Source organism: Halomonas sp. H33-56 (assembly GCF_040147035.1).
Taxonomy (GTDB): Bacteria; Pseudomonadota; Gammaproteobacteria; order Pseudomonadales; family Halomonadaceae; genus Halomonas; species Halomonas litopenaei.
Genome location: NZ_JAMSHP010000001.1, coordinates 1,482,567 through 1,502,822 on the forward strand (window position 1 = coordinate 1,482,567; position 20,256 = coordinate 1,502,822).

Sequence of the window (20,256 nt, forward strand, 5' to 3'; positions counted from 1 at the left end):
AAACTTCAGCGCCTGCCCGACGGCATATCGCCCGGGTCAGGCGATTTTTTTTGTTCATGATGCCGAGCGGAAGGGTCGGGCGAGTGGCCTGGTTGGCCACGATCCTCCATGAAGTCTTCGCTCGCTCCCTCCGCGTCAAACCAGTCGTCCCAGGTCTTGTCGGCAGGAGTGAGGGCGCCTCTTTGAGTCGTGGAGACGATAACGCCCCTGTTTGCGTCCTCGGCAAAGGCGGCTGCCTCTGGCAGGCGTACCGCCTGGGAACGGTTGGATGGAAAGACGTAGCCTTTACTCATCGTGGCGAGCCTCTTGTATGTAAAGGATGTGCCTAGCCTAGGCGAGCTTGGTCCTTGAAGGGCATCTCCGGGGTGTCTCAGGGGCATCTTGGGGGCAGTTCAGGGCAGACGCGACAAGTCGGGGCCCGCTGGAGCGTAGATCGACATCATCAAAAAAGGCCCTCGCCGGTGGCGAGGGCCTCGTTGATGGTGCGCCAGGGACGTCGGTGGGCTGGCGTCGCCTGTTGTAGAGAAGCAGAGAAGGAGAAAAAGAAAGAACGCTGAGTTAGCGCTTGCCGTTCACCTGGCGGGTCAGCCCCAGCGGGTTGTCGGCCTTGAGGCTGTCCGGGGCCAGGGCCTCGGGCATCGCCTGGTAGCACACCGGGCGCAGGAAGCGCTGGATCGCGGCGCTGCCCACCGAGGTGGTGCGCGAGTCGGAGGTCGAGGGCCAGGGGCCGCCGTGGACCATGGAGTGGCACACCTCGACGCCGGTGGGCCAGCCGTTGAACAGGATGCGACCGGCGCGACGCTCAAGCAGCGGCAGCAACTGGTCGGCCAGCGCGTAGTCGGCTTCCTCGAGGTGGACCGTGGCGGTCAGCTGGCCTTCCAGCGCGGTCAGCACCTGCTGCATCTGTGCTACCGAGTCGCACTCGACGATCAGCGCGCAGGCTCCAAAGACCTCGTCATGCAGAGCGGCGTTGCCGATGAAGTCACTGGCGCTGGTGCGCAGCAGGTGCGGCTGGCAGGGGCAGGCCAGATGGCCGGTGGCCTTGCCCTTGGCGACCAGGCTGACGCCCGGCTGGTCGACGAGTTGGGCGACTCCCTGCTCGTAGGCGGCGTGGATGCCGGGGGTCAGCATCAGCTGTGGGGCGGCTTCGCGTACCGCGGCACCGGCCTGCTCGACGAAGCGCTCAAGCGCGGCGCCGGACAGTGCCAGAATCAGCCCCGGGTTGGTGCAGAACTGACCGGCGCCCATGGTCAGCGACGCGACGAAGGCGTCGCCCAGGGCCTCGGCGTTGGCTTCCAGGTGCTGCGGCAGCAGCAGCACCGGATTGATGCTGCTCATCTCGGCGTAGACCGGGATCGGCTGGGGGCGTGCCTGGGCGGTGCGCAGCAGGGCGGTGCCGCCGTTGCGCGAGCCGGTGAAGCCCACCGCCTGGATGCGCGGGTCCTTGACCAGGGCCTGGCCGAGCTCGCTGCCGCTGCCGTAGAGCAGCGAGAACACGCCCTCGGGCATGTTGCTGCTCTTGGCGGCCTGCTGCAGGGCGCGCCCGACCAGCTCCGAGGTGCCGGGGTGGGCGGAGTGGGCCTTGACGATCACCGGGCAGCCCGCGGCCAGCGCGGCGGCGGTATCGCCGCCGGCCACCGAGAACGCCAGCGGGAAGTTGCTGGCGCCAAACACCGCCACCGGACCCAGCGGCACCTGCTGCTGGGCGAGGGAGGGGCGTGGCATGGGCGCGCGCTCGGGCAGGGCGTCCTCGATGCGCACGTCGAGATAGTCACCGCTGCGCAGGACCTCGGCGAACAGTCTGAGCTGTCCGCAGGTGCGGCCACGCTCGCCTTCAAGACGTGCCCTGGGCAGGCCGGTCTCGGCCATGGCGCGCTCGGTCAGGGTATCGCCGAGGGCATCGATATTGTCGGCTGCCGCCTCGAGAAAGGCCGCGCGGTCTGCAAGCGGTAGGCGGCGGTAGGCCAGGAAGGCGTCCTCGGCCAGCTGGCAGGCGCGCTCGACCTCGGCCTGGCCCGCCAGGGGGTAGGCCGGGGCAAGGGTCTCGCCGGAGGCGGGGTTGACCGCCGAGATGGTGCGTCCGTCGGTGGCACCGGCCACCGAGGCGAAGCCGATCAGATGATGACCTTCGAGTGTCATGGGGACTCCTGTTATTGCGCAGTGAAGATGATGGAAGGTGGCAAGGGGCGGCCGCTGCCAAACCGGGGTCGACGCGCACGAACGCCGAGTAGGGGAGTGGATAGCGAAGCGGCCGGAAGCATGTCCGGCCGCTCGGGGCTCAAGGGGTAGACGTCGATAGCGCCGTCATGCCGGTGGCCCGGGATGCTGCGATATGCCTCAGGGGCACATCTGGCCGCCGTTGACGTCGATCACCTGGCCGGTGATGTAGCCGCTGGCAGCGTGGGAGGCCAGGAACAGGAAGGACGGTGCAACCTCCTCGGAGGTGCCAAGGCGGCCCATGGCGATAGTGGAGGCGATCTTCTCTTTCACCTCAGCGCTCTTGTCTGCGTGGAAGGCGGTGTCGATGGTGCCCGGTGCGACGATGTTGAAGCGCACGTTGTCCTTGGTGAATTCCTTCACCCAGTTGCGATGCAGGTTGTGCAGCATGGCCTTGGAGCCGCCGTACAGGGAGGCGCCGAGGCCACCGCCTTCGCGACCGGCGATAGAACCGGTGCTGATGACGCTGGCGGTCTCGCCGCGCTTCTCGGCGGAGGCCTTCAGGTGCGGCATGGCGAAGCGGGTGGTCATGATCACCGAGCGCAGGTTCAGGTCCATCACCAGGTTGAAGTCGTCGTCCTCGAGGGACTCGAGGCCCTTGCGAACGCCGAGGCCGCCGGCGTTGTTCACCAGCACGTCAAGGCTGCCGAACTGATCGACAAATTCGTTGACCAGGGTCTCGCACTCGCCGCTCTTGGTCAGGTCGCGCTCATAGTAGGCGAAGCGCGCACCCTCGGACTCCAGCTGGGCGATCAGCTCCTCGGCGGCGCTGTCCTTCTGGCTGCTGTTGATGCCGACGATGGCACCCTGGCGGGCGAAGGCCACCGCGGCGGCACGACCGATGCCCTTGGTGGAGCCGGTGATAAGGACGGTCTTGTCGTTGAGATCGGCGAACATGAAGTGCTCCTGAACGAATCGGGCCTGCAACAGGCCGCATCATGGATGTTGATAGGAGAAAGGAGGGCGCAGCGCGACCAGCCTGGGATTGTGGGATAAACCTTAGCCTAGCGCCTGATGGACTTCAAACAAATACTAACAAGTGGGCATGGTACTTTGGTCTTGTAGGCAGGGAGCTGCTGTCAAAGAGAACTTTGGAAAGCGCAGTGCTTACGATTGATTTGTTTGTTAAATCTTTGTAAATAAAAGGTTTTAGTGGGGTGTCGGCGATCGATTTTTCCTCTCGACAGGTGGCGGTGACGGCTCGTCTCCGGGGCCCGTTAGCATAAAGTATAAGTTGTAATAACTTGTCTAGTTGGCGCCGTGGCGGCACTCTTGCAAGCGTTCTTTCCGGTGGCGGGTCGCCACGACCTTGACCGGATCCCCAGACGCTCGACGACAAGAGAGATAAATCATGCGAACGCTCCCACGCCTGCTTTGCGCCTCCCTGCTGGTGGCCACCTCCACGGTTGCCGTCGGTGACGACTATCCCTCCAAGCCGATCACCCTGATCGTGCCCTGGTCCGCCGGTGGCGGCACCGACGCCGTCGGTCGTCAGTTTGCCGCCGGTCTGCAGGAAGAGCTGGGGCAGCCGGTCAACGTGGTCAACCGTACCGGTGGCTCCGGTGTGGTCGGCCACATGGCGATGAAGATGGCGCGTCCCGATGGCTATACCCTGGGCCTGGGCACCGCCGAGATCGCGACCTATCGCCATATCGGCACCGCCGACCTGTCCTATGAGGACTTTACCCCAATCGCGCTGCTCAACCTCGATTATGCGGCCTTCACTGTCAACGCAGAGTCGCCCTGGCAGAACCTGGATGACGCCCTGTCCGACCTGGCCGCGTCACCCAACGAGTACACCGTATCGGGTTCTGCGCCAGGTGCTGCCTACCACCTGTCGTTCGCCGGCTTCCTCGACCAGCAGGGCATCGATCCGAATACCGTCAATCTGGTACCCAGCGAAGGCGCCGCGCCGGGCCTGCAGGAGCTGGCGGCGGGCGGTGTCGACATCGTCTTCTCGTCGCTGCCGGAAACCGAGTCCATGCGCGAATCCGACCGCGTCCGCACTCTGGCGGTGCTGTCCAGTGAACGCGAAGAAGCCTTCCCGGATATCCCGGCGGCCGGCGAGGTGACCGGTGATGACTGGTCTCACGGTTCCTGGCGTGGCCTGGTCGGCCCCGAGGGTCTGCCTGAAGACGTCTCCGAGCGCCTTTTGAGCGCCGCCGAGACGGTGTGGAACTCCGAGGACTTCCAGTCGTTCATGGACGGTCGTGGCTTCGGCACCGTGTGGGAAGGCCCGGAAGGTTTCGAGGCATTCATGGCCGAACAGGATGCCAACAACGCCTCCATCATCGACAAGCTTGGCCTGGCCCAGTAACCGAGAGTCCAGAAACTGAAGGCCCAGTAACTGAAGGCCCAGTAACCGAGGGCCCAGTGACAGATCGCTCGGTGACAGAAAGCTCACCGAGCGGTCGGCTGGCACAGTCTGCAATACACCCGATTGAGCGCCGCATCGGCGGCGCACTGACAAAGGTGCGGTAACGCCCGGGAGATCGTCATCATGCGTACCAGTGACGCGGTATCGGGAACCATGGCGGCGGCCCTCGGGGCCGCCCTCATCGTCGCTTCCGCGGACTTGAGTCCGCTGCCGCGCCAGGTCTATGGCGCCGGCACCTTCCCCAAGGTGGTGGGGGCCCTGCTGCTGTTGATGGGAGGGCTATTGGTGCTCAAGGGCCTGCGCCAACGCCAGCCCTGGGCGCGCTGGACCTCCAAGGTAACCGGCCGAGCGTTTGTACTGGCGCTGGCGGCGGTGGTCGCCAGTGTCATCGCCTACGTGGTGCTCACGCCGCTGCTGGGATTTCCGATCGTTGCGGTGGCGCTTCTGACGCTGTTGTTTCGCGCCTATCACCGTCGTGGTTGGGGGCGTGCACTGTTGATCGCGGTGATTGCCACAACCGTGATCTGGATGCTGTTCGCACAGCTTCTGCACGTGCCGCTGGAGGCAGGACTGCTTGAACGGGTGCTCTACTGATGAATGAATTGATGCAAGCCGCTGCCATGGTGCTCGACGGCGAGGTGCTGCTGGTAATTGTCGCCGCCTCGTTGTTCGGGCTCTTCATGGGGGCCATCCCTGGTCTCACCGCCACCATGGCAACCGCCTTGCTGGTGCCGGTGACCTTTTTCATGGAGCCGCTGCCGGCCATCGCCGCCATCGTCTCCGCCACCGCCATGGCGATTGTCGCCGGTGACATTCCCGGTGCCTTGCTGCGCATGCCGGGGACGCCAGCGTCGGCGGTCTACGCCGACGAAGCCTACCTGATGGGCAAGAAGGGCAAGCTTGGCCTGGCGCTTGGTATCAACGTCACCTGCTCGATGCTCGGTGGCATCATCGGGGTCGCGGTGCTGGCGCTGTTTGCCCCGCGGATCGCCGAATTTGCGCTGCAGTTCACCAGCGACGAGTACTTCTGGCTGGCGCTGCTGGGGTTGTCCTGTGCGATTCTGGTCGCCGGTGGTGATCCGCTCAAGGGCGCCATCTCGATGCTGATCGGCCTGTCGCTGGCGATGATCGGCATGGACAGTGTATCCGGCCAGATGCGCTTCACCATGGGCAGCTATGACCTGCTCGCGGGTATCTCGTTGCTGCCGGTGCTGATCGGCCTGTTCGCCATCACCGAGCTGCTGCGCAGCCTGCCCAACGCCGGGCAGCGCGCCTCAAGGGTGGAAACGCCCAAGGGCAAGCTGCTCGACGGCGTGGCCCGTACCACCTGGCGTTACAAGGGCGGCGTCGCCCGTGGCGGGCTGCTCGGCACCATGATCGGTGCACTGCCGGGCGCCGGCGCCGACATCGCCTCCTGGATCAGCTATGCCATCAGCCGCAAACTGTCGCGGGAGCCGCAGAAGTACGGCACCGGCCATCCGGAAGGGCTGGTCTCGGCCAGCGCCGCCAACAACGCGGCCCTGTCCGGCGCCTATATCCCGGCCCTGGTGTTCGGCATTCCGGGTGATACCGTCACCGCCATCATCATCGGTGTGCTGACCACCAAGGGCATCACCCCGGGCCCCGACGTCTTCACCGAGCAGGGGGCTCTGGTCAACGCCATCTTCATGGTGTTCGTGCTGGCCAACCTGTTGCTGCTGCCGCTGGGGCTGATGGCGATCAAGGGCGCCGGCAGGCTGTTGGCCGTGCCCACTGGCGTTCTCTACCCATTGATCCTGATGTTTTGTATCGTGGGGGCCTTCTCCGCCAATAACAGCATGTTCGATGTCTGGGTGATGCTCGGTCTGGGACTGGTCGGCGTATTCCTGATGGAGAATGATTTCCCGCTGGGCCCGCTGATTCTGGCCTTTATTCTCGGCCCGATCATCGAGAGCAATTTCATGCGCTCGATCCTCAAGTCAGACGGTGACCTGATGGCCTTCGTCGACCGACCCATCGCCATGGTGCTGGCGGGGCTGGCGATCCTGACCTGGACCCTGATCATCGCCAACGGCGTGTGGAAGGGCCGCAAGGCCGGCAAGGGCGGCGGAGTCACCACCGAGGCATCCTGATCCGCAGGCGGTGGTGATCCGCCCGGATAGGGCAGGAAGAGGCGAGAGGCGCCCTGTATGGCCTAAAGGCCCAATGCGGGGCGCCTTTTGCAGTGGTAAAAGGGAGGTGGCGCCTGATGGTACAAGTCAGGCGGCTTCCAGGGAACAGAGAACCGGAGCAGGGCAAGATGGCACAAGACGAAAAATTTTCACTGGCTTCGGCGGTCTACGAGAAGATTCTGGAAGCGATCATCGAGGGCCAGTATCCGGTCAACAAGAAGCTGCCGACCGAAGCGCAACTGTGCCAGCGCTACGAAGTGTCCCGGCCGGTGCTGCGCGATGCCCTGGCGCGCCTCAAGGAAGACGAACTGGTGGTGTCCCGGCGGGGCTCCGGCAGTTTCGTGATCCGTCAGCCCGACAGTGCGGTGCTCAAGTTCGCGCCGATCTCGAGCATCGCCGATATCCAGCGCTGCTTCGAGTTTCGTACCAATGTCGAGGCGCGGGCGGCGCACCTGGCGGCGTTGCGACGCACCCAGGACCAGCTCGACCAGATCCGTCGCTGCTACGACATCATCGATGAGGCCAACGCCCGCCACGATCTGGCCACCGACGAGGATTATCGCTTCCACCTGGCGATCACCGAGGCGGCCAGCAACCACTACTACATCACCGTACTGAAGTCGCTCAACGAGAGCATCAAGGAAGGCATGAACCTGACCCGGGGGCTGTCATTGATGGCCTCTCAGGAGCGCTTGAAGCTGGTCCAGGATGAGCACCTGGCGATCGTCGAGGCGATCAGCGACAAGGATGGCGAGCGCGCCGAAGCCGCCATGCGCGCCCATATCGACAACGCCCGGCATCGCATGTTCGAGGGGAGCCAATAGGGGTGCGGGGGAGTGCTGGCGTGCCCGAGCGCGGCCCTCCAGGATAGTTTGAAGTGGGTCGCTGAGTGGCTCGGGACTCGGAAGATTAGGAAGGTATTCCCGAGCGAGTGTTCTTTATCTGCACATGGACAGCCCAGCTGTCTGGCCTGGTGGCGTACTTAGCTGTGTGTGCCCTGTTCTTCGCTTGTCTCTCCATGTGGCACGTCAGTACGCTGGCTTTTGACATAGACAAACTCTGGGTCAAGATCGATTCCTGAATCCCATTCGATGGTGTCAAACGATACCCGAACGCGATCAAATGCCTTGCGATCCTTTAGCTTCTGAAACACTCCAAAATCCAGGTAGGGTTTCATATCCAGGACGCCATTCTCTCCGTTGTCAAAATGGATCGAGAGGCGATAGTCGTCAATCGGTGTAACCTTTTTCACAGATGGGTACATGATTTCCCCCTCACTGTAACGGCTGGATCTTGAAGGGTTCTTCGCCGTTCATGACCAGTCGCCAGTCTGCCATCAATTCGTCCTGATGAAGCTCGGCCCATGCCAGGACAAGCTTGGTTTGCTTCCTTGGCAGATCTCCTTGAATAATCTCACATGTACGGATATTGATCGTTCCCTTGTGTTCGCCGTAGTAGACATGGAAATGCGGCGGCGGGTGTTCTTTTGGAGCATAGTACATCCGAATGATGATGCCATAAAACATTGAAATTGTAGGCATTCAACCTCTCCTGCCCGAATATGCTGGTGCTGCTCTCGTGGCAATGGTGTGCGAGAGGCCTGACAGGAAGTAGTGTGAATAGCAGCTCCGAGCTCAGGCGGCCTATTGTGAAGCTAGCCGGGGCGCGGCGGTCATGTCCAGATGGCACGCCCGACTCCAATCGTATCCACTAGGCGGCTGACAGTCAGTCGTTTTCCTAAGGCTCGTTGCCGCCAGAGGGGATCTTGCCGACGCTGGTGAATCTCGAGGTGGCTCAGGCCAAGTTCGTGGCCCTCGCTATGATCGATAGCCCGGCCAGCGAGCGAGCCCCGTCGACGATGCTCGTCGACCTCGATGGTGTTCCCCTCACGCACGTCTTTACAGGATAAGCCCCGCCGAGGCGGGGCTTATCTCTTTACAACGGTGTACAGCGGTGGCTTTCGTACTCGCAGGGCTGCTGCGGGTCGCTTCGGGGGTCAGTAGAACAACAGCGGGTCGAGGATGCCCTGGGGATAGGTCAGGGTCAGAAACTCTGCCATGGCCAGCAGGAATGCCAGTACCCCCAGCGCCATCAGCACCGCGACCCAGGGCTTGAGCTTGGCGATGGCCAGCAGGAACACCAGGGTGAACAGTGTGGCCGTGGTGATGAAGCCCAGCGTCAGCATGGCGGCGACGAGGGCAAAGAAGCCGACCAGCCAGATGGCTTCTCGGGCGAAGGTCTGACGCTCCCAGCGGGGGCGACGTACCACGCTGCGGACGATCTCGGCCAGGCAGGCGAGGGCCATGATGGCAATCGCGAGCCGTGGCATGATGCCGCCGATCAGTGACAGCTCCGAGACGTTGACCCAGGCGCTGGCCGCCAGCACCAGCAGGGCTCCCAGCAGCACGATATCGATGATCCCCAGACGATGGGATTCAGCGTCGGGCTTCGGTTCGGTGGCCGCGGCGCCCACCGACATCGGCTGACGCCGCTTCTTGATCTGCTTGCCGATCACCGGAATGAACATGGCGGCAAGAATCATGGCGCCGATGATCAGCACGCCGGGGCGCAGGAAGGCGTCGGTGCCCTGGAACTGGACCGCCTGGTAGAAGTAGGCCTCGGCGCCCGGTGCCAGCACAAAACCGATCAGGAAGGCCGGACGTGACCAGTTGGCCTGCTTGAACAGCACGCCCAGCACGCCGATGGCACCCAGTGCGAGCAGATCGCCGGTGGCGCGGGTGGCCTGGAAGGCGGCGAACATGATCAGCACCGTGATCAGTGGCGCCAGGGTGGCAAAGGGCACCCGGGTCAGGTTGGCCACGGGACGGGCCAGGATCAGGCATAGCGCGGCGCCGAGGATATTGGCGAGGGCCAGCGACCAGATGATGGTGTAGGTCAGGTCCAGATGGGTCTCGATCATGCCGACCCCGGGCTGCAGGCCGAGCAGCAGCAGGCCGCCCAGGAACACCGCCGCAGTGCCCGAGCCGGGCACCCCGAACAGCAAGGTCGGCACCATCGCGCCACAGGCGCAGGCGTTGTTGGCCGACTCCGGGGCGATGACGCCGCGAATATCCCCCTTGCCGAACTCGGAGCTGTCCTTGGCCGATTGCACCGCATGGCCGTAGGTCAGCCAGTCCACCACCGAGCCAGCGAGCCCCGGAATGGTGCCGACCAGGCTGCCGATGGCGGCGCAGCGTGCGACCAGCCCGCGCTGCTGGCCGACGTCCTGGATACCGCGACGCCAGCCTTCGCCCAGGCGGCAGGGCTTCTCGGCGATGGCGCCTCGCTTGACCAGCAGATCGATGATCTCCGGCAGGGCGAAGATGCCGAGGCCGACGACTACCAGCGGCAGGCCATCGAACAGGTAGTCGATGTCGAGGTTCAGGCGAAATTCTCCGGTGGCTGGTGCCATGCCGATACCGCCCACCAGCAGACCCAGGCCACAGGCGGCCAGACCCTTGAACAGGTCGGCTCCCGACAGCACTGCCACCATGGAAAGCCCGAGCAGGGTCAGCATGAACAGTTCCGATGACGAGAACGACAGCACCAGCGGCCTGGCGATCAGGATAAAGCCGGTCAGCACCACGGCACCGATCAGGCCGCCGATCATCGAAGACAGAAAGGCGCTGGACAGGGCCCGTGCAGCCTGGCCTTTCTTGGCCAGGGAGAAACCGTCGATGACGGTGGCCTGGGACGCGCTGGAGCCGGGAATGCCCAGCAGCACGGAGGCGAAGGTGTCGCCGGTGGGGATGACCGCCACCAGGCCCATCAGCATGCCGAGTGCGACCGTGGGCTCCATGCCGTAGAGAAAGGGCAGCAGCAGCGACATGCCGGCGATGCCGCCTAGGCCTGGAATGATGCCGACGACCAGGCCAACCAGCACCCCCAGCGTCATGAACAGCAGATGGGACAGGGTAAACAGCTGTCCCAGGCTGGAAAGAAGGATATCAAGCATGGCGTGTGGCTCTCGAGTTGTTGGTGACGCCCGAGGGCGTCTTGTTGAAGTCGTTGAGCCAGGAGGCGCCGGCCGTCGCGGCCGGCGCTTCCCGAACGGTGTCAGATCCTGGCGTTGTGCTTCTCCTCGAGCCACTTGGCCAGCCACTCACGGGTCGCCTCATCGATCGACATGGCGTCTTCCAGGTGGCGCTGGATGACGTCACCGATGACCGGGGTATAGGGACCGAGCTGGGCCTCTGCGTCCTGCTTGAACTCATCGGTGGCGACGAACTCGCGGGCAGCGTCACGGTAGGCGTCGACCAGCTCCTGAGGGGTGTCCCTGGGCACCATGATCAACTTCTGCAGGGCGAAGCCAGAGGCGAAGAACTTGCGAAATGCCTCATAGGCAGGCCCGGAGGGCGCCTCGCCGTGACGCGCCTGGTAGACCTCGTTGAAGGTCGGCAGGTCTGGGAAGGCCGGGTCGCGAACAATCTTGCCGTCGTCGTCGAGCAGGCCCAGCGAGAACAGCGGCACTGCCTTGCCGGACTCGACCAGCGGGGTGACGTTGCTCAGGTAGGCCGAGCTGGTCTGGAAATCGATGTCCGCTTCGCCGCGTTCGAAGGCCAGTCGTCCCTCGCCGCGGCTACGCATACCGAACACCGCTTGGACGTCGGCGCCGAGCAGGTCGAGGGCGATCAGCACGGGCAGCTCGAGACCGGTGGGGTTCTGGGCGGCCAGCTTGACCGGCTGGCTGAGCAGGGCATCGATCGCCGCGTCGGCGGTGTCGCCAAGGCTCGGCTGGCCATAAACCACCCCGCCGGTGGGGGTCGCCAGGATCGGCGTCCATTCGCTGTAGTCATAGCGTACGCGGCGATCATCCAGCATCGCCGGGTACTGGGTGGATGCCGATGTGCCGAGCCAGTTTGAACCGTCGGCCTTGGCGCGCATGGCGAACAGATTGGCGCCATTGATCGAGCCGCCTCCCGGGACGTTGTCGATCATGATGGTCGGCTCGCCGGAGATATAGTCGCTGAGCCAGGGTGAAAAGAAGCGCGCCCACACATCGGTGCCGCCGCCGACGCCGAACGGCACGGTCCACTTGATATTGGCGGGTACCTCGACCTCTGCGGCCTGGGCATTGCCGGCGAGGCTGGCGCCTGCGATGGCGATGCCGAGTGCCGCGGCCCTGGTAACGCGGGACAAGGCGAGGCGTGATGCGGTGAACGAGGAAGGTTTACGGGTCATCATGGCGTGTCTCCTGACGGTCGTTGTGACGATTATTATGTCGGTTGGGGAGGTGGTGATTGTTATGGCGGTTGTGGTTGTCGGGCGCGGCGGCGCTCGGCGCAGCCGGCAGCGTCCTTGTCGGTGCAGATCAGTCCGGGCCGGGGCGGCTGGAAGGCGTGCCGGGCAGAGTAGGGTCGGGCAGGGCATAGAACAGGGTGCCGCTCATGATCTTTCTGGCGGTGCGGATCAATGAGGCCCGGGCGATATCGCCGGGATCGCCGTCGCGGTGCTCCACCTGGAGGTCGATGAACCCTGACGGGTGCTCCAGGCTGACGGCCGCCTTGAGGTCACCGGCCTTGAGCTGCCCTGCATCGATGGCGATGCGATTGGCGACGGTGCCAGGGACGCTGACGGCGCTCGCCACAGCGATGGCACCGGTGACAGCGATCGCCTTGTGACAGCGATGGGGGACAAAGTAGCGGGTGCACAGGGTGCGCTCGGCATCCTCGGCGGGCGAGGCCAGTACGGGCTTCGGTAGCACGCTGTCGCTGACGTCACCAAGCCCCATCAGCTCTCCTGCATGACGACGGATCCTCTCCAGACGCTTGAGCAGGTCGCTGTCGGCGTCCAGCTCGAGCGGCGTCTCGCGGCCACTCAGTCCAAGCTCTCGCGCGTCGATCATGATGATCGGGGTGGCCGCATCCAGGCAGGATACGGTGACACCGTCGATGGTGTCGGCGGCCTGGCCGGTCGGGAGTAGTCCCGACGTCTTGGTTCCGACGATGTCGAGAAAGCTCAGTTGAATGGCGGCGGAACTGCCGGGGACACCGCTGATGCGAGTGTCGCCGTCGTAGCGGACCTGGCCGGCGTCGGTGGGTACGTGGCACTCGATCAGTCGCTGGGTGTTGAGGTTGCGTACCCGCACCAGGGTGTAGTCCGGTTGCGGCTCCACCAGGCCGGACTCGATGGCGTAGGGGCCGACGGCAGACAGCATGTTGCCGCAGTTGGGGTTGAAGTCGACACGGCGGTTGAGCACGTCCACCTGGGCGAACAGGTAGTCCACGTCGGCGTCCGGGTGGCTGGAGCGCTCGACGATGGCCACCTTGCTGGTCAGCGGGTCGCCGCCGCCGATCCCGTCGATCTGCAGGGCGTGGCCGGAGCCCATCAGGCTGATCAGGATTTCCGCCCTGGCGGGCTCGTCGTCGGGGAGGTCGCTCATGCGCAGGAAGGGCCCGCGGGAGGTGCCGCCGCGCATGATCATGCAGGGGATGCTGTTCATCATCGTGATGCCACGCCGTTGTTGGAGGTCGTGGTATCAGCTTGTCAGGCGTCTATTGATGCTTCAAATGCAAAGTTTGGCGTCTATCAATGCGAAATGAGGATTAATGCGCTATGGTTATTAGTCCAAAAGCCTTCATGCAAGAGTGACCCGATGCAGCACCGTCTTGAATTTCTCGATCTGCAGGCCTTCATCCAGGTCGCGGAGCTGGGCTCCTTCCATGAGGCGGCTCAGCGCCTGCACCTGTCGCAGCCTGCGCTGTCACGGCGAATCCAGAAGCTCGAAGAGTTGCTGGAGGTGGGCCTGCTCGAGCGCACCACCCGGCGTACCCGGCTGACGCCGATAGGCGCCGACTTTCTGCCTCGGGCGCGACGGATGATCGAAGAGTACGAGTCCTCGATCCTCGGTATCCGCGAGCTGGCCACCCACCAGACCGGCACCGTGACCATCGCCTGCCTGCCGACCGCTGCCTTCTACTTTCTGCCAAGCGTGATCAGGGGGTTCAGCGAGGCCTGGCCGGGCATCCGTATTCGTATTCTGGATGTCAGCGCCAACGAGGGTCTCGAGAAGGTCATCAGCGGCGAGGCCGACTTCGGCATCAACATGTTCAGCGCCCAGCGGCCCGAGGTGTCTTTCACCCAGTTGATGAGAGACCCCTTCGTCTTGGCGCTGCGCTCCGATCACCCGCTGGCGGCCAGGGAGCAGATCGAGTGGTCAGACCTCGAGCAGGTGCGGCTGATCACCGTCAGTCGCGACAGCGGCAATCGCACCCTGCTGGACAATGCGCTGTCCGCCGAGGGCATCCACCTCAACAGCTTCTACGAAGTACAGCATCTGTCGACCTCGCTGGGGCTGGTGGAGTCGGGCCTGGGAGTGGCGATTCTGCCGCGCATGACCATGCCGGGCCCGGATCACGAGATCCTGTGTTCGCGGGAGCTGCCGGAGCCACGCATCCAGCGCACCATCGGCCTGGTACGCAGCAACGTGCACAGTATCTCGGGCACCGCCCAGCTGTTTATCGATCTGCTGCTGGAACAGTGGAAGCATTCGTAGGCGCAGCGAACCGCATAGCCATCTATCGCCGATTCAGTATGGATTCAGGTTCTTGCGCTACAAACAGAGGGACACACCCAAAACGGAAGGATGACGTCATGCGCAGCACACTGATGGTGGTCGCTCTTGGCCTATTGTCGACCCAGGCATTGGCAGGTCCCGGCCACGCTCAATCGGACGCCATGGACCCCGATCAGGCGGATCGCACCATCGCCGTCGAGGCCGGCGATATCTGGTTCGACCCGGAAAGCTTGAGCGTTGCCCCCGGGGAGGTGGTGGCCTTCGAGGTCACCAACAGCGGTCAGCTCGAGCATGAGTTCGTGATCGGCTCCGCCGAGGCTCAGAACGAACACCGCAAGATGATGCGTGAGATGGCCTCGGGAGGAGGGCATGGCATGCAAGGTGACGGCCACGACATGAGTCAGATGCAAGGCGCCATGGACATGCCGGCGGTGACTCTGGCGCCGGGAGAGACCAGGACGCTTGTCTGGCAGGCGCCGGAGCAGGGGGCATCGCTGACCTTCGCCTGCAATGTACCCGGACATTTTGAAGCGGGCATGCATGGCACCCTGAGTGTGGGAGAATAGGCGGCAAGCCTGGGACGGGGCCACCCCGTCCGGCTCGAGTGAGGCGTGGCATGCCTGGGCCCGCTGGCAGGGAGATGATGGTGATGAAGCTGTTGCTGGTCGAGGACGATGACCTGCTCTGCGAGAGTCTGAAGGATACGCTGGATGATCATGGCTATCGCGTCGACGTTGCCGAGCGACTGAGCGTGGCAAAGGCGCTGTTGCACAGCGAAGAGTATGCACTGATGATCCTGGATATCGGCCTGCCCGATGGTTCGGGGCTCGACTGGCTCGAGTTCCAGCGTGAACACGGCCTAGGCCTTCCGGTGCTGATCCTGACGGCTCGCGATGCCTGGCAGGACAAGGTGGACGGCCTTCGTCGGGGGGCTGATGACTACCTCACCAAGCCCTTTCACGAACAGGAACTGCTGGCGCGGGTACAGGCGCTGCTGCGGCGGCGTACCGAATTGACGGCGCGGCTGATCGTCAATGGCATCCGCCTTGACGAGGAGCAGCGCCAGGTCAGTTGCGCGGGAGGCCCATGGCAGACGCTTACCGCCACCGAGTTCTGCCTGCTGCGCTACCTGATGCACCACCCTGACCGGGTGCACTCCAAGACGAAGCTGCTCGATCAGCTCTACGCCCTGGAGCAGGATGCCCCGGCGCCCAACCTGGTGGAGGTCTATATCGCGCGCCTGAGGCGTCTGCTGGGCAAGCATGTCATCCAGACCCGCCGGGGCCAGGGGTACGTGCTTGTTTCGCATTAGACGCAATAGTCTCCGTCTGCGCCTGCTGGTCAGCCTCGGGGCGGTGTCCCTGCTGGTCATGGGATTGACCTGGTTCATGCATGGCCTGCTGCTGCGCGAGACCGCGCGGGACTTTCTGGGTGATCGACTGCGGCAGGAGGCGGAGTATCGCCTGGCGCAACTGCGTCAAGCCGCAGACCCGGTACCGGCCCCCACCTTGCCCTCGAGCCTGTCGGCCGAGGTCTTTCATCATCTTTACGTGCTCAAGCGCGGCGAGATCGTCACCACCTCCCATCCGACCTGGTTGTCGGCGCTGACGCCCCATCTGGATGGGCCTGACAGGTCGCTGCTGGATGTGCACCTGGAGGGGCGTCACCTGCTGGTGTTGAGGCGAACCTTTACGGTGGACGGCAGGCCTGGGGTGCTGCTCATCGGAGAATCCTTCGACAGCGTCGAGGAAGGCCTTGCGGCACTGCACTGGTGGATTGGCGCCATCGCAGGTCTGGTGCTGCTGGCTCTTTCGCTGCTTAACGGGTTGGCGGTCAATGCCGCCCTGCGGCCACTGGATCTGTTGCAGCGCCAGCTGGCCGAGCTGCGAAGTGGTCAGCGACAGCGTCTCAGAATGAAGGTGCCGCAGGAGTTCCGCCCTCTGGTCTCGCAGCTCAACCGTCTGATGGACAGCCAGGAGCGCCGATTGGTGCGTTCGCGTAACGCCGTTGCAGACCTGTCCCATGCGCTCAAGACCCCTCTGACAGCGGTGATGCAGGCGCTGCGCAGCAAGCGTGAGCTTGATAAATCCCGCCGTGAGCGTCTGCTGGAGCGGTTGACGCTGATGCAGGAGTTGATGGAATCCCATCTGCGTCAGGCGCGTCTGGCGGGCCCCGGTGGCGGCCAGCACACCCGGGTCAAGCGGGAATTTGACCAGCTTTTCGACATGTTTCGAAGCCTCTACCCCGACAAGCGCTTCGTCATGGCGCTCGGGGACGCCGAGGATGCCTGCATCGAGATGGAGCGACAGGACTTCCTGGAAATGATCGGCATCGTGCTCGACAACGCGGGCAAGTGGGCCAACCAGTCGGTGTGGCTCGCGCTGACGTTGGGGCGATGTCTAGAGCTGAAGATCCAGGATGATGGCCCCGGAGTGGCGGCGGAGTTGCTGCCGTTGTTGGGCCGGCGAGGGCAGAGGCTGGATGAAGGGCGGCCAGGCAACGGCATTGGCCTGTCGATTCTGCTTGAACTGGTCGAGCAGTACCGGGGAGAGGTCGGCTTTCGGGCGGCGCCCAGCGGTGGACTCGAGGTGACCATCCGCTTGCCGTTGGCGCTGGCGTCAACCTCCGAGAGAGAGGCCGTGCGTTAAGGATTCAGCTGGCTTTCAGCTTGGCGATGGAAGATGGCAGAAGTTCATCGCACAGGAAGACAGCACCCATGTCGACGACACTTCTGCCGCCACATCGGCTATCACGACGAGGATTCATCAAGGGAAGCGCGGCCCTGGGAATCGGCACCGCCGCCCTCGGTCTGGCGCCTGCCTGGGCCAACCCCTGGGGGCAGACCTCGAGTTACCCCAAGGGAGTGGAAAGCGGTCCGGATATCTCGCTGGCCATTCGTCGCCAGAGCGTGCCCATCGCTGGCCAGTCTGCACGGCCGATTACCCTCAACGGCACCAGCCCTGGCCCCCTGATCCGGCTCAAGGAAGGGCAGGACGTGACGCTGCGGGTGACCAATCTGCTGGACGAGCCCACCTCGATTCACTGGCACGGCATTCTCCTGCCGCCTGAGATGGATGGCGTCCCCGGCGTGAGCTTTGCCGGCATCATGCCGGGCGAAACCTTTACCTACCGCTTTCCCCTCCGTCAAAGCGGCACCTACTGGTACCACAGCCACTCAGGACTGCAGGAGCAGATTGGCCATGTGGGCCCCCTGGTCATCGACGCCGAACAGCGCGAACCCTTTCGCTATGACCGCGAGCACGTGCTGCTGCTGACCGACTGGAGTTTCGAGGACCCCTCGACCATCTTCCACAACCTGAAGACCGGGGAGGGGTACTACAACTTCCAGGAGCGCACCCTGGGAGACTTCATCGCCGATGTGGACCGTCAGGGGCTCGCCTCCACCTGGGAAGCGCGTGCCATGTGGGGCCGGATGCGCATGAGCTCCCGTGATATCGCCGATGTTACCGGCGCCACCTACACCTATCTGCTCAACGGTCATTCACCCGATGACAATTGGACTGCCCTGTTTCGCCCCGGCGAGACGCAGCGGCTACGTGTCATCAATGGCTCCGCCATGAGCTACTTCGACGTGCGGATTCCGGGGCTCGAAATGACGGTGGTGGCGGCCGACGGCCAGCCGGTTCGGCCCGTGCCCGTCGAGGAGTTCCGCATCGGGGTGGCGGAAACCTATGACGTTCTGGTGACGCCGAAAGACGATGTGGCCTACACCATCTTTGCCGAGTCCATGGACCGAAGCGGCTTTGCCAGGGGGACCCTGGCGCCGCGTATGGGGATGGTGGCGCCGCTGCCGGAACGCCGACGTATTGCCGATCGAGGAATGGAGGCCATGGGAGCCCACGAGGGCATGGATCACGGCTCGTTGGCCGGTATGGATCACTCGAGCATGGCGGGCATGGATCACGGCTCGATGGCCGGTATGGATCACTCGAGCATGACGGGCATGGATCATGGCTCGATGGCCGGTATGGATCACTCGAACATGGGCGGCATGGATCATGGCTCGATGACCGGTATGGACCACTCGAGCATGGCGGGAATGGATCACGCTCAGATGGACAGTACGGAGAGCGCCACTGGTACAGCCATGCTACCGGTGGGCGTGGCGCAGCCTGGCTCCCGCCTCGATCAGCCTGGAATCGGCCTGGATGCCCGCGAGCGTCGTGTGCTGGTGTATCAGGACTTGAAGGCCATCGCGCCATGGCCTGACCGTCGTCCTCCTGGTCGCGAACTCGAGCTTCATCTGACCGGTAACATGGAACGCTACATGTGGTCCTTCGACGGCAAGAAATTCAGTGAGGTCTCGGGGCCGATCCACTTCGACAAGGGCGAGCGTCTGCGCCTCATCCTGGTCAATCGCACCATGATGGAGCACCCGATCCACCTGCACGGCATGTGGATGGAGCTGGAGAATGGTGCCGGCGAGCTGATTCCGCGCAAGCACACCCTGAACGTCAAGCCTGGCGAGCGCCTTTCTGCACTGATCACGGCGGATGCCGAGGGCAGCTGGGCGTTCCACTGCCACCTTCTTTATCACATGGACGCCGGCATGTTCCGCGTCGTCAAGGTTGCCTGAGGAGAGATGACGCATGGAAATTCGTGTGGGCCGTATTTGCCTGGCAGCGCTATCGGGCCTTGGGTTGTCGTCGCTGGCGCTGGCTGAGGATGGCTACGACGCGCCAGATCACTGGCCGTCGCCGATGCAGGAACATCTGCGTGGCTCGGTGCTGGTCGACCGTCTGGAATACGTCTGGCCGTCTGAAGACAGCGAGGCAGTAACCTGGGATTTTCAGGCCTGGTACGGAGGCGACGTTCATCGCGTCTACCTGAAGGGGGAAGGGGATAACACCCAAGGGGATGGCGAAGATGCGGAATTTGAATCACTGGATCTGCTGTATAGCCGACTGATCGCCGACTTCTGGGAGCTACAGGGAGGGCTTGGCTACCAGGGCGGGCTTGGCAGCGATGACCATCCCGAGCGCTATTTCGGCGTGATCAGTCTGCAGGGGCTGGCGCCCTACCGGTTGGAAACCGAGCTGGATCTTCGTGTCAGTGACGATGGTGACACCTCCTTGAGTCTGGAGCAGGAATATGATCTGCGACTGACCCAGCGGCTTTATCTGCAGCCTCGCCTGGAAATGGAAGTGGCGTTCGATGATGCCGAGGAGTTCGGTGTAGGGGAGGGATTCAATTCCTTGCGCACCGGCCTGCGCCTTCGCTATGAGCTACATCGCAAGTTCGCGCCCTATATCGGCGCCTATTGGCAGAAACTTTATGGTGATACTGCCGATATGGCGCGTGATGAAGGCGATCAAGTGGAGGACACCGCAGTGGTTGCCGGGCTGCGCGTCTGGTTTTGATGCCTCTGCGCCTACGGTTGCCATTCAGGCCGCTGGCGGGATCTGCTTCACTACGCCGTTTTTCAATGTTTCAGCGTAGATTAAGCCAGATGACACATCATGAAGGTGCCAACATTCAAAGGAGGTAATCGTTATGAAATTGTGGCAACACATGATGGGTGTAGCTGTCCTCGTGGGCGTTTCTCTACCGGTATGGGCTGCGCAGGGCCATTCGCAGGAAGCCGAAATCTTGCGGCAAGGTGTGTCTGCCACCCAACAGCTTCGTGGTGCACCCGTGCGTTACCGGTTGCCGATCGAAGAGGAAGGAATGATCGTCGTCAGCAGTGAACATCTTGCCAGCGACTCGAGTCAGTCGATGAGTATCGAGGGAAGGCTGTATTCCCCCGCGGGGCAGCTGGTGGCCAGCGACGCGGACAACAACGGCCACTTCCTGCTGGAGGAGCCTGTCACTCCCGGAAACTATGAGCTTGAAGTGCGAGGCAGTGTGCTTGGCAGCGCCAATGAAAACAGTGGTCGCTACAGTCTGCATGTCGGCTTCGAATAAACGTTGCATCGTGCCAGAGAAAACCCGCCAGGCAATACCTGGCGGGTTTTTGCTACGCGTCTGGAACGGCC

The 20,256-nt window shown here is 63.4% G+C and carries 19 protein-coding genes; 11 read left to right on the forward strand and 8 right to left on the reverse strand.

What is annotated here, in order from left to right; all coding sequences use genetic code 11:
- Nucleotides 1–5: 5 nt before the first annotated feature.
- The 3 genes from vapB to NFH98_RS06585 form a co-directional block, all read right to left on the reverse strand.
- Complete coding sequence (vapB, locus tag NFH98_RS06575; RefSeq protein WP_349622361.1) at nucleotides 6–380, reverse strand: type II toxin-antitoxin system VapB family antitoxin; 375 nt, start codon at nucleotides 378–380, stop codon at nucleotides 6–8.
- 178 nt (nucleotides 381–558) lie between these two features.
- Nucleotides 559–2,139, reverse strand: coding sequence for an aldehyde dehydrogenase (NADP(+)) (locus NFH98_RS06580; RefSeq protein WP_045994117.1), 1,581 nt, complete (start codon nucleotides 2,137–2,139; stop codon nucleotides 559–561).
- Nucleotides 2,140–2,337: 198 nt separating this feature from the next.
- Complete coding sequence (locus NFH98_RS06585) at nucleotides 2,338–3,114, reverse strand: SDR family NAD(P)-dependent oxidoreductase (protein WP_045994118.1); 777 nt, start codon at nucleotides 3,112–3,114, stop codon at nucleotides 2,338–2,340.
- Between the two features lie 454 nt (nucleotides 3,115–3,568).
- On the opposite strand from NFH98_RS06585, the gene NFH98_RS06590 reads away from it, so the two are divergent.
- From NFH98_RS06590 to NFH98_RS06605, 4 genes are all read left to right on the forward strand, one after another.
- On the forward strand, nucleotides 3,569–4,534 hold the full coding sequence (locus NFH98_RS06590; RefSeq protein WP_349622362.1) for a Bug family tripartite tricarboxylate transporter substrate binding protein: 966 nt from the start codon (nucleotides 3,569–3,571) through the stop codon (nucleotides 4,532–4,534).
- Nucleotides 4,535–4,717: 183 nt separating this feature from the next.
- Nucleotides 4,718–5,188 (forward strand): tripartite tricarboxylate transporter TctB family protein, encoded by a 471-nt coding sequence (locus NFH98_RS06595; protein WP_052704466.1) that lies wholly within the window; start codon nucleotides 4,718–4,720, stop codon nucleotides 5,186–5,188.
- Nucleotides 5,188–6,705: a tripartite tricarboxylate transporter permease gene (locus tag NFH98_RS06600; protein ID WP_231498536.1), complete on the forward strand. Its 1,518-nt coding sequence runs from the start codon at nucleotides 5,188–5,190 to the stop codon at nucleotides 6,703–6,705. The genes NFH98_RS06595 and NFH98_RS06600 overlap by 1 nt, the downstream gene beginning before the upstream one ends.
- A 167-nt stretch (nucleotides 6,706–6,872) precedes the next feature.
- The gene (locus NFH98_RS06605; protein WP_108131721.1) at nucleotides 6,873–7,568 is read left to right on the forward strand and encodes a FadR/GntR family transcriptional regulator; all 696 of its coding nucleotides are present in this window, start codon (nucleotides 6,873–6,875) and stop codon (nucleotides 7,566–7,568) included.
- Nucleotides 7,569–7,726: 158 nt separating this feature from the next.
- Here NFH98_RS06605 and NFH98_RS06610 read toward each other — a convergent pair whose 3' ends face one another.
- The 5 genes from NFH98_RS06610 to NFH98_RS06630 form a co-directional block, all read right to left on the reverse strand.
- A complete protein-coding gene (locus NFH98_RS06610; RefSeq protein WP_349622363.1) occupies nucleotides 7,727–8,008 on the reverse strand; it encodes a DUF2442 domain-containing protein in 282 nt (93 codons plus the stop codon).
- Nucleotides 8,009–8,018: 10 nt separating this feature from the next.
- Entirely contained in the window at nucleotides 8,019–8,285 is a 267-nt protein-coding gene (locus tag NFH98_RS06615) for a DUF4160 domain-containing protein (RefSeq protein WP_108449899.1), read from the reverse strand.
- Between the two features lie 455 nt (nucleotides 8,286–8,740).
- Nucleotides 8,741–10,699, reverse strand: coding sequence for a tripartite tricarboxylate transporter permease (locus tag NFH98_RS06620; RefSeq protein ID WP_348815718.1), 1,959 nt, complete (start codon nucleotides 10,697–10,699; stop codon nucleotides 8,741–8,743).
- 101 nt (nucleotides 10,700–10,800) lie between these two features.
- On the reverse strand, nucleotides 10,801–11,928 hold the full coding sequence (locus NFH98_RS06625; RefSeq protein ID WP_349622364.1) for a Bug family tripartite tricarboxylate transporter substrate binding protein: 1,128 nt from the start codon (nucleotides 11,926–11,928) through the stop codon (nucleotides 10,801–10,803).
- Between the two features lie 127 nt (nucleotides 11,929–12,055).
- Nucleotides 12,056–13,189, reverse strand: a complete 1,134-nt coding sequence (locus NFH98_RS06630; protein WP_045994125.1) for a 4-oxalomesaconate tautomerase — start codon at nucleotides 13,187–13,189, stop codon at nucleotides 12,056–12,058.
- 150 nt (nucleotides 13,190–13,339) lie between these two features.
- Between NFH98_RS06630 and NFH98_RS06635 the strand changes: the two genes are divergently transcribed.
- The 7 genes from NFH98_RS06635 to NFH98_RS06665 all read left to right on the forward strand — a co-directional run bounded on the left by NFH98_RS06635 (nucleotide 13,340) and on the right by NFH98_RS06665 (nucleotide 20,185).
- On the forward strand, nucleotides 13,340–14,239 hold the full coding sequence (locus tag NFH98_RS06635) for a LysR family transcriptional regulator (RefSeq protein ID WP_045994126.1): 900 nt from the start codon (nucleotides 13,340–13,342) through the stop codon (nucleotides 14,237–14,239).
- Between the two features lie 98 nt (nucleotides 14,240–14,337).
- On the forward strand, nucleotides 14,338–14,826 hold the full coding sequence (locus NFH98_RS06640; protein ID WP_045994127.1) for a cupredoxin domain-containing protein: 489 nt from the start codon (nucleotides 14,338–14,340) through the stop codon (nucleotides 14,824–14,826).
- A 50-nt stretch (nucleotides 14,827–14,876) separates the two neighbouring features.
- Entirely contained in the window at nucleotides 14,877–15,572 is a 696-nt protein-coding gene (locus NFH98_RS06645) for a response regulator transcription factor (protein WP_349622365.1), read from the forward strand.
- Nucleotides 15,559–16,908, forward strand: a complete 1,350-nt coding sequence (locus NFH98_RS06650; protein WP_349622366.1) for an ATP-binding protein — start codon at nucleotides 15,559–15,561, stop codon at nucleotides 16,906–16,908. Before NFH98_RS06645 ends, NFH98_RS06650 begins: the two co-directional genes overlap by 14 nt.
- A 68-nt stretch (nucleotides 16,909–16,976) precedes the next feature.
- Nucleotides 16,977–18,857: a copper resistance system multicopper oxidase gene (locus NFH98_RS06655; RefSeq protein WP_349622367.1), complete on the forward strand. Its 1,881-nt coding sequence runs from the start codon at nucleotides 16,977–16,979 to the stop codon at nucleotides 18,855–18,857.
- A 13-nt stretch (nucleotides 18,858–18,870) separates the two neighbouring features.
- Nucleotides 18,871–19,641 carry a copper resistance protein B gene (locus NFH98_RS06660; protein WP_108449902.1) on the forward strand — a complete coding sequence of 257 codons (771 nt, stop codon included), beginning with the start codon at nucleotides 18,871–18,873 and terminating at the stop codon, nucleotides 19,639–19,641.
- Between the two features lie 133 nt (nucleotides 19,642–19,774).
- A complete protein-coding gene (locus NFH98_RS06665) occupies nucleotides 19,775–20,185 on the forward strand; it encodes a hypothetical protein (RefSeq protein WP_124802262.1) in 411 nt (136 codons plus the stop codon).
- Nucleotides 20,186–20,256: the final 71 nt, after the last annotated feature.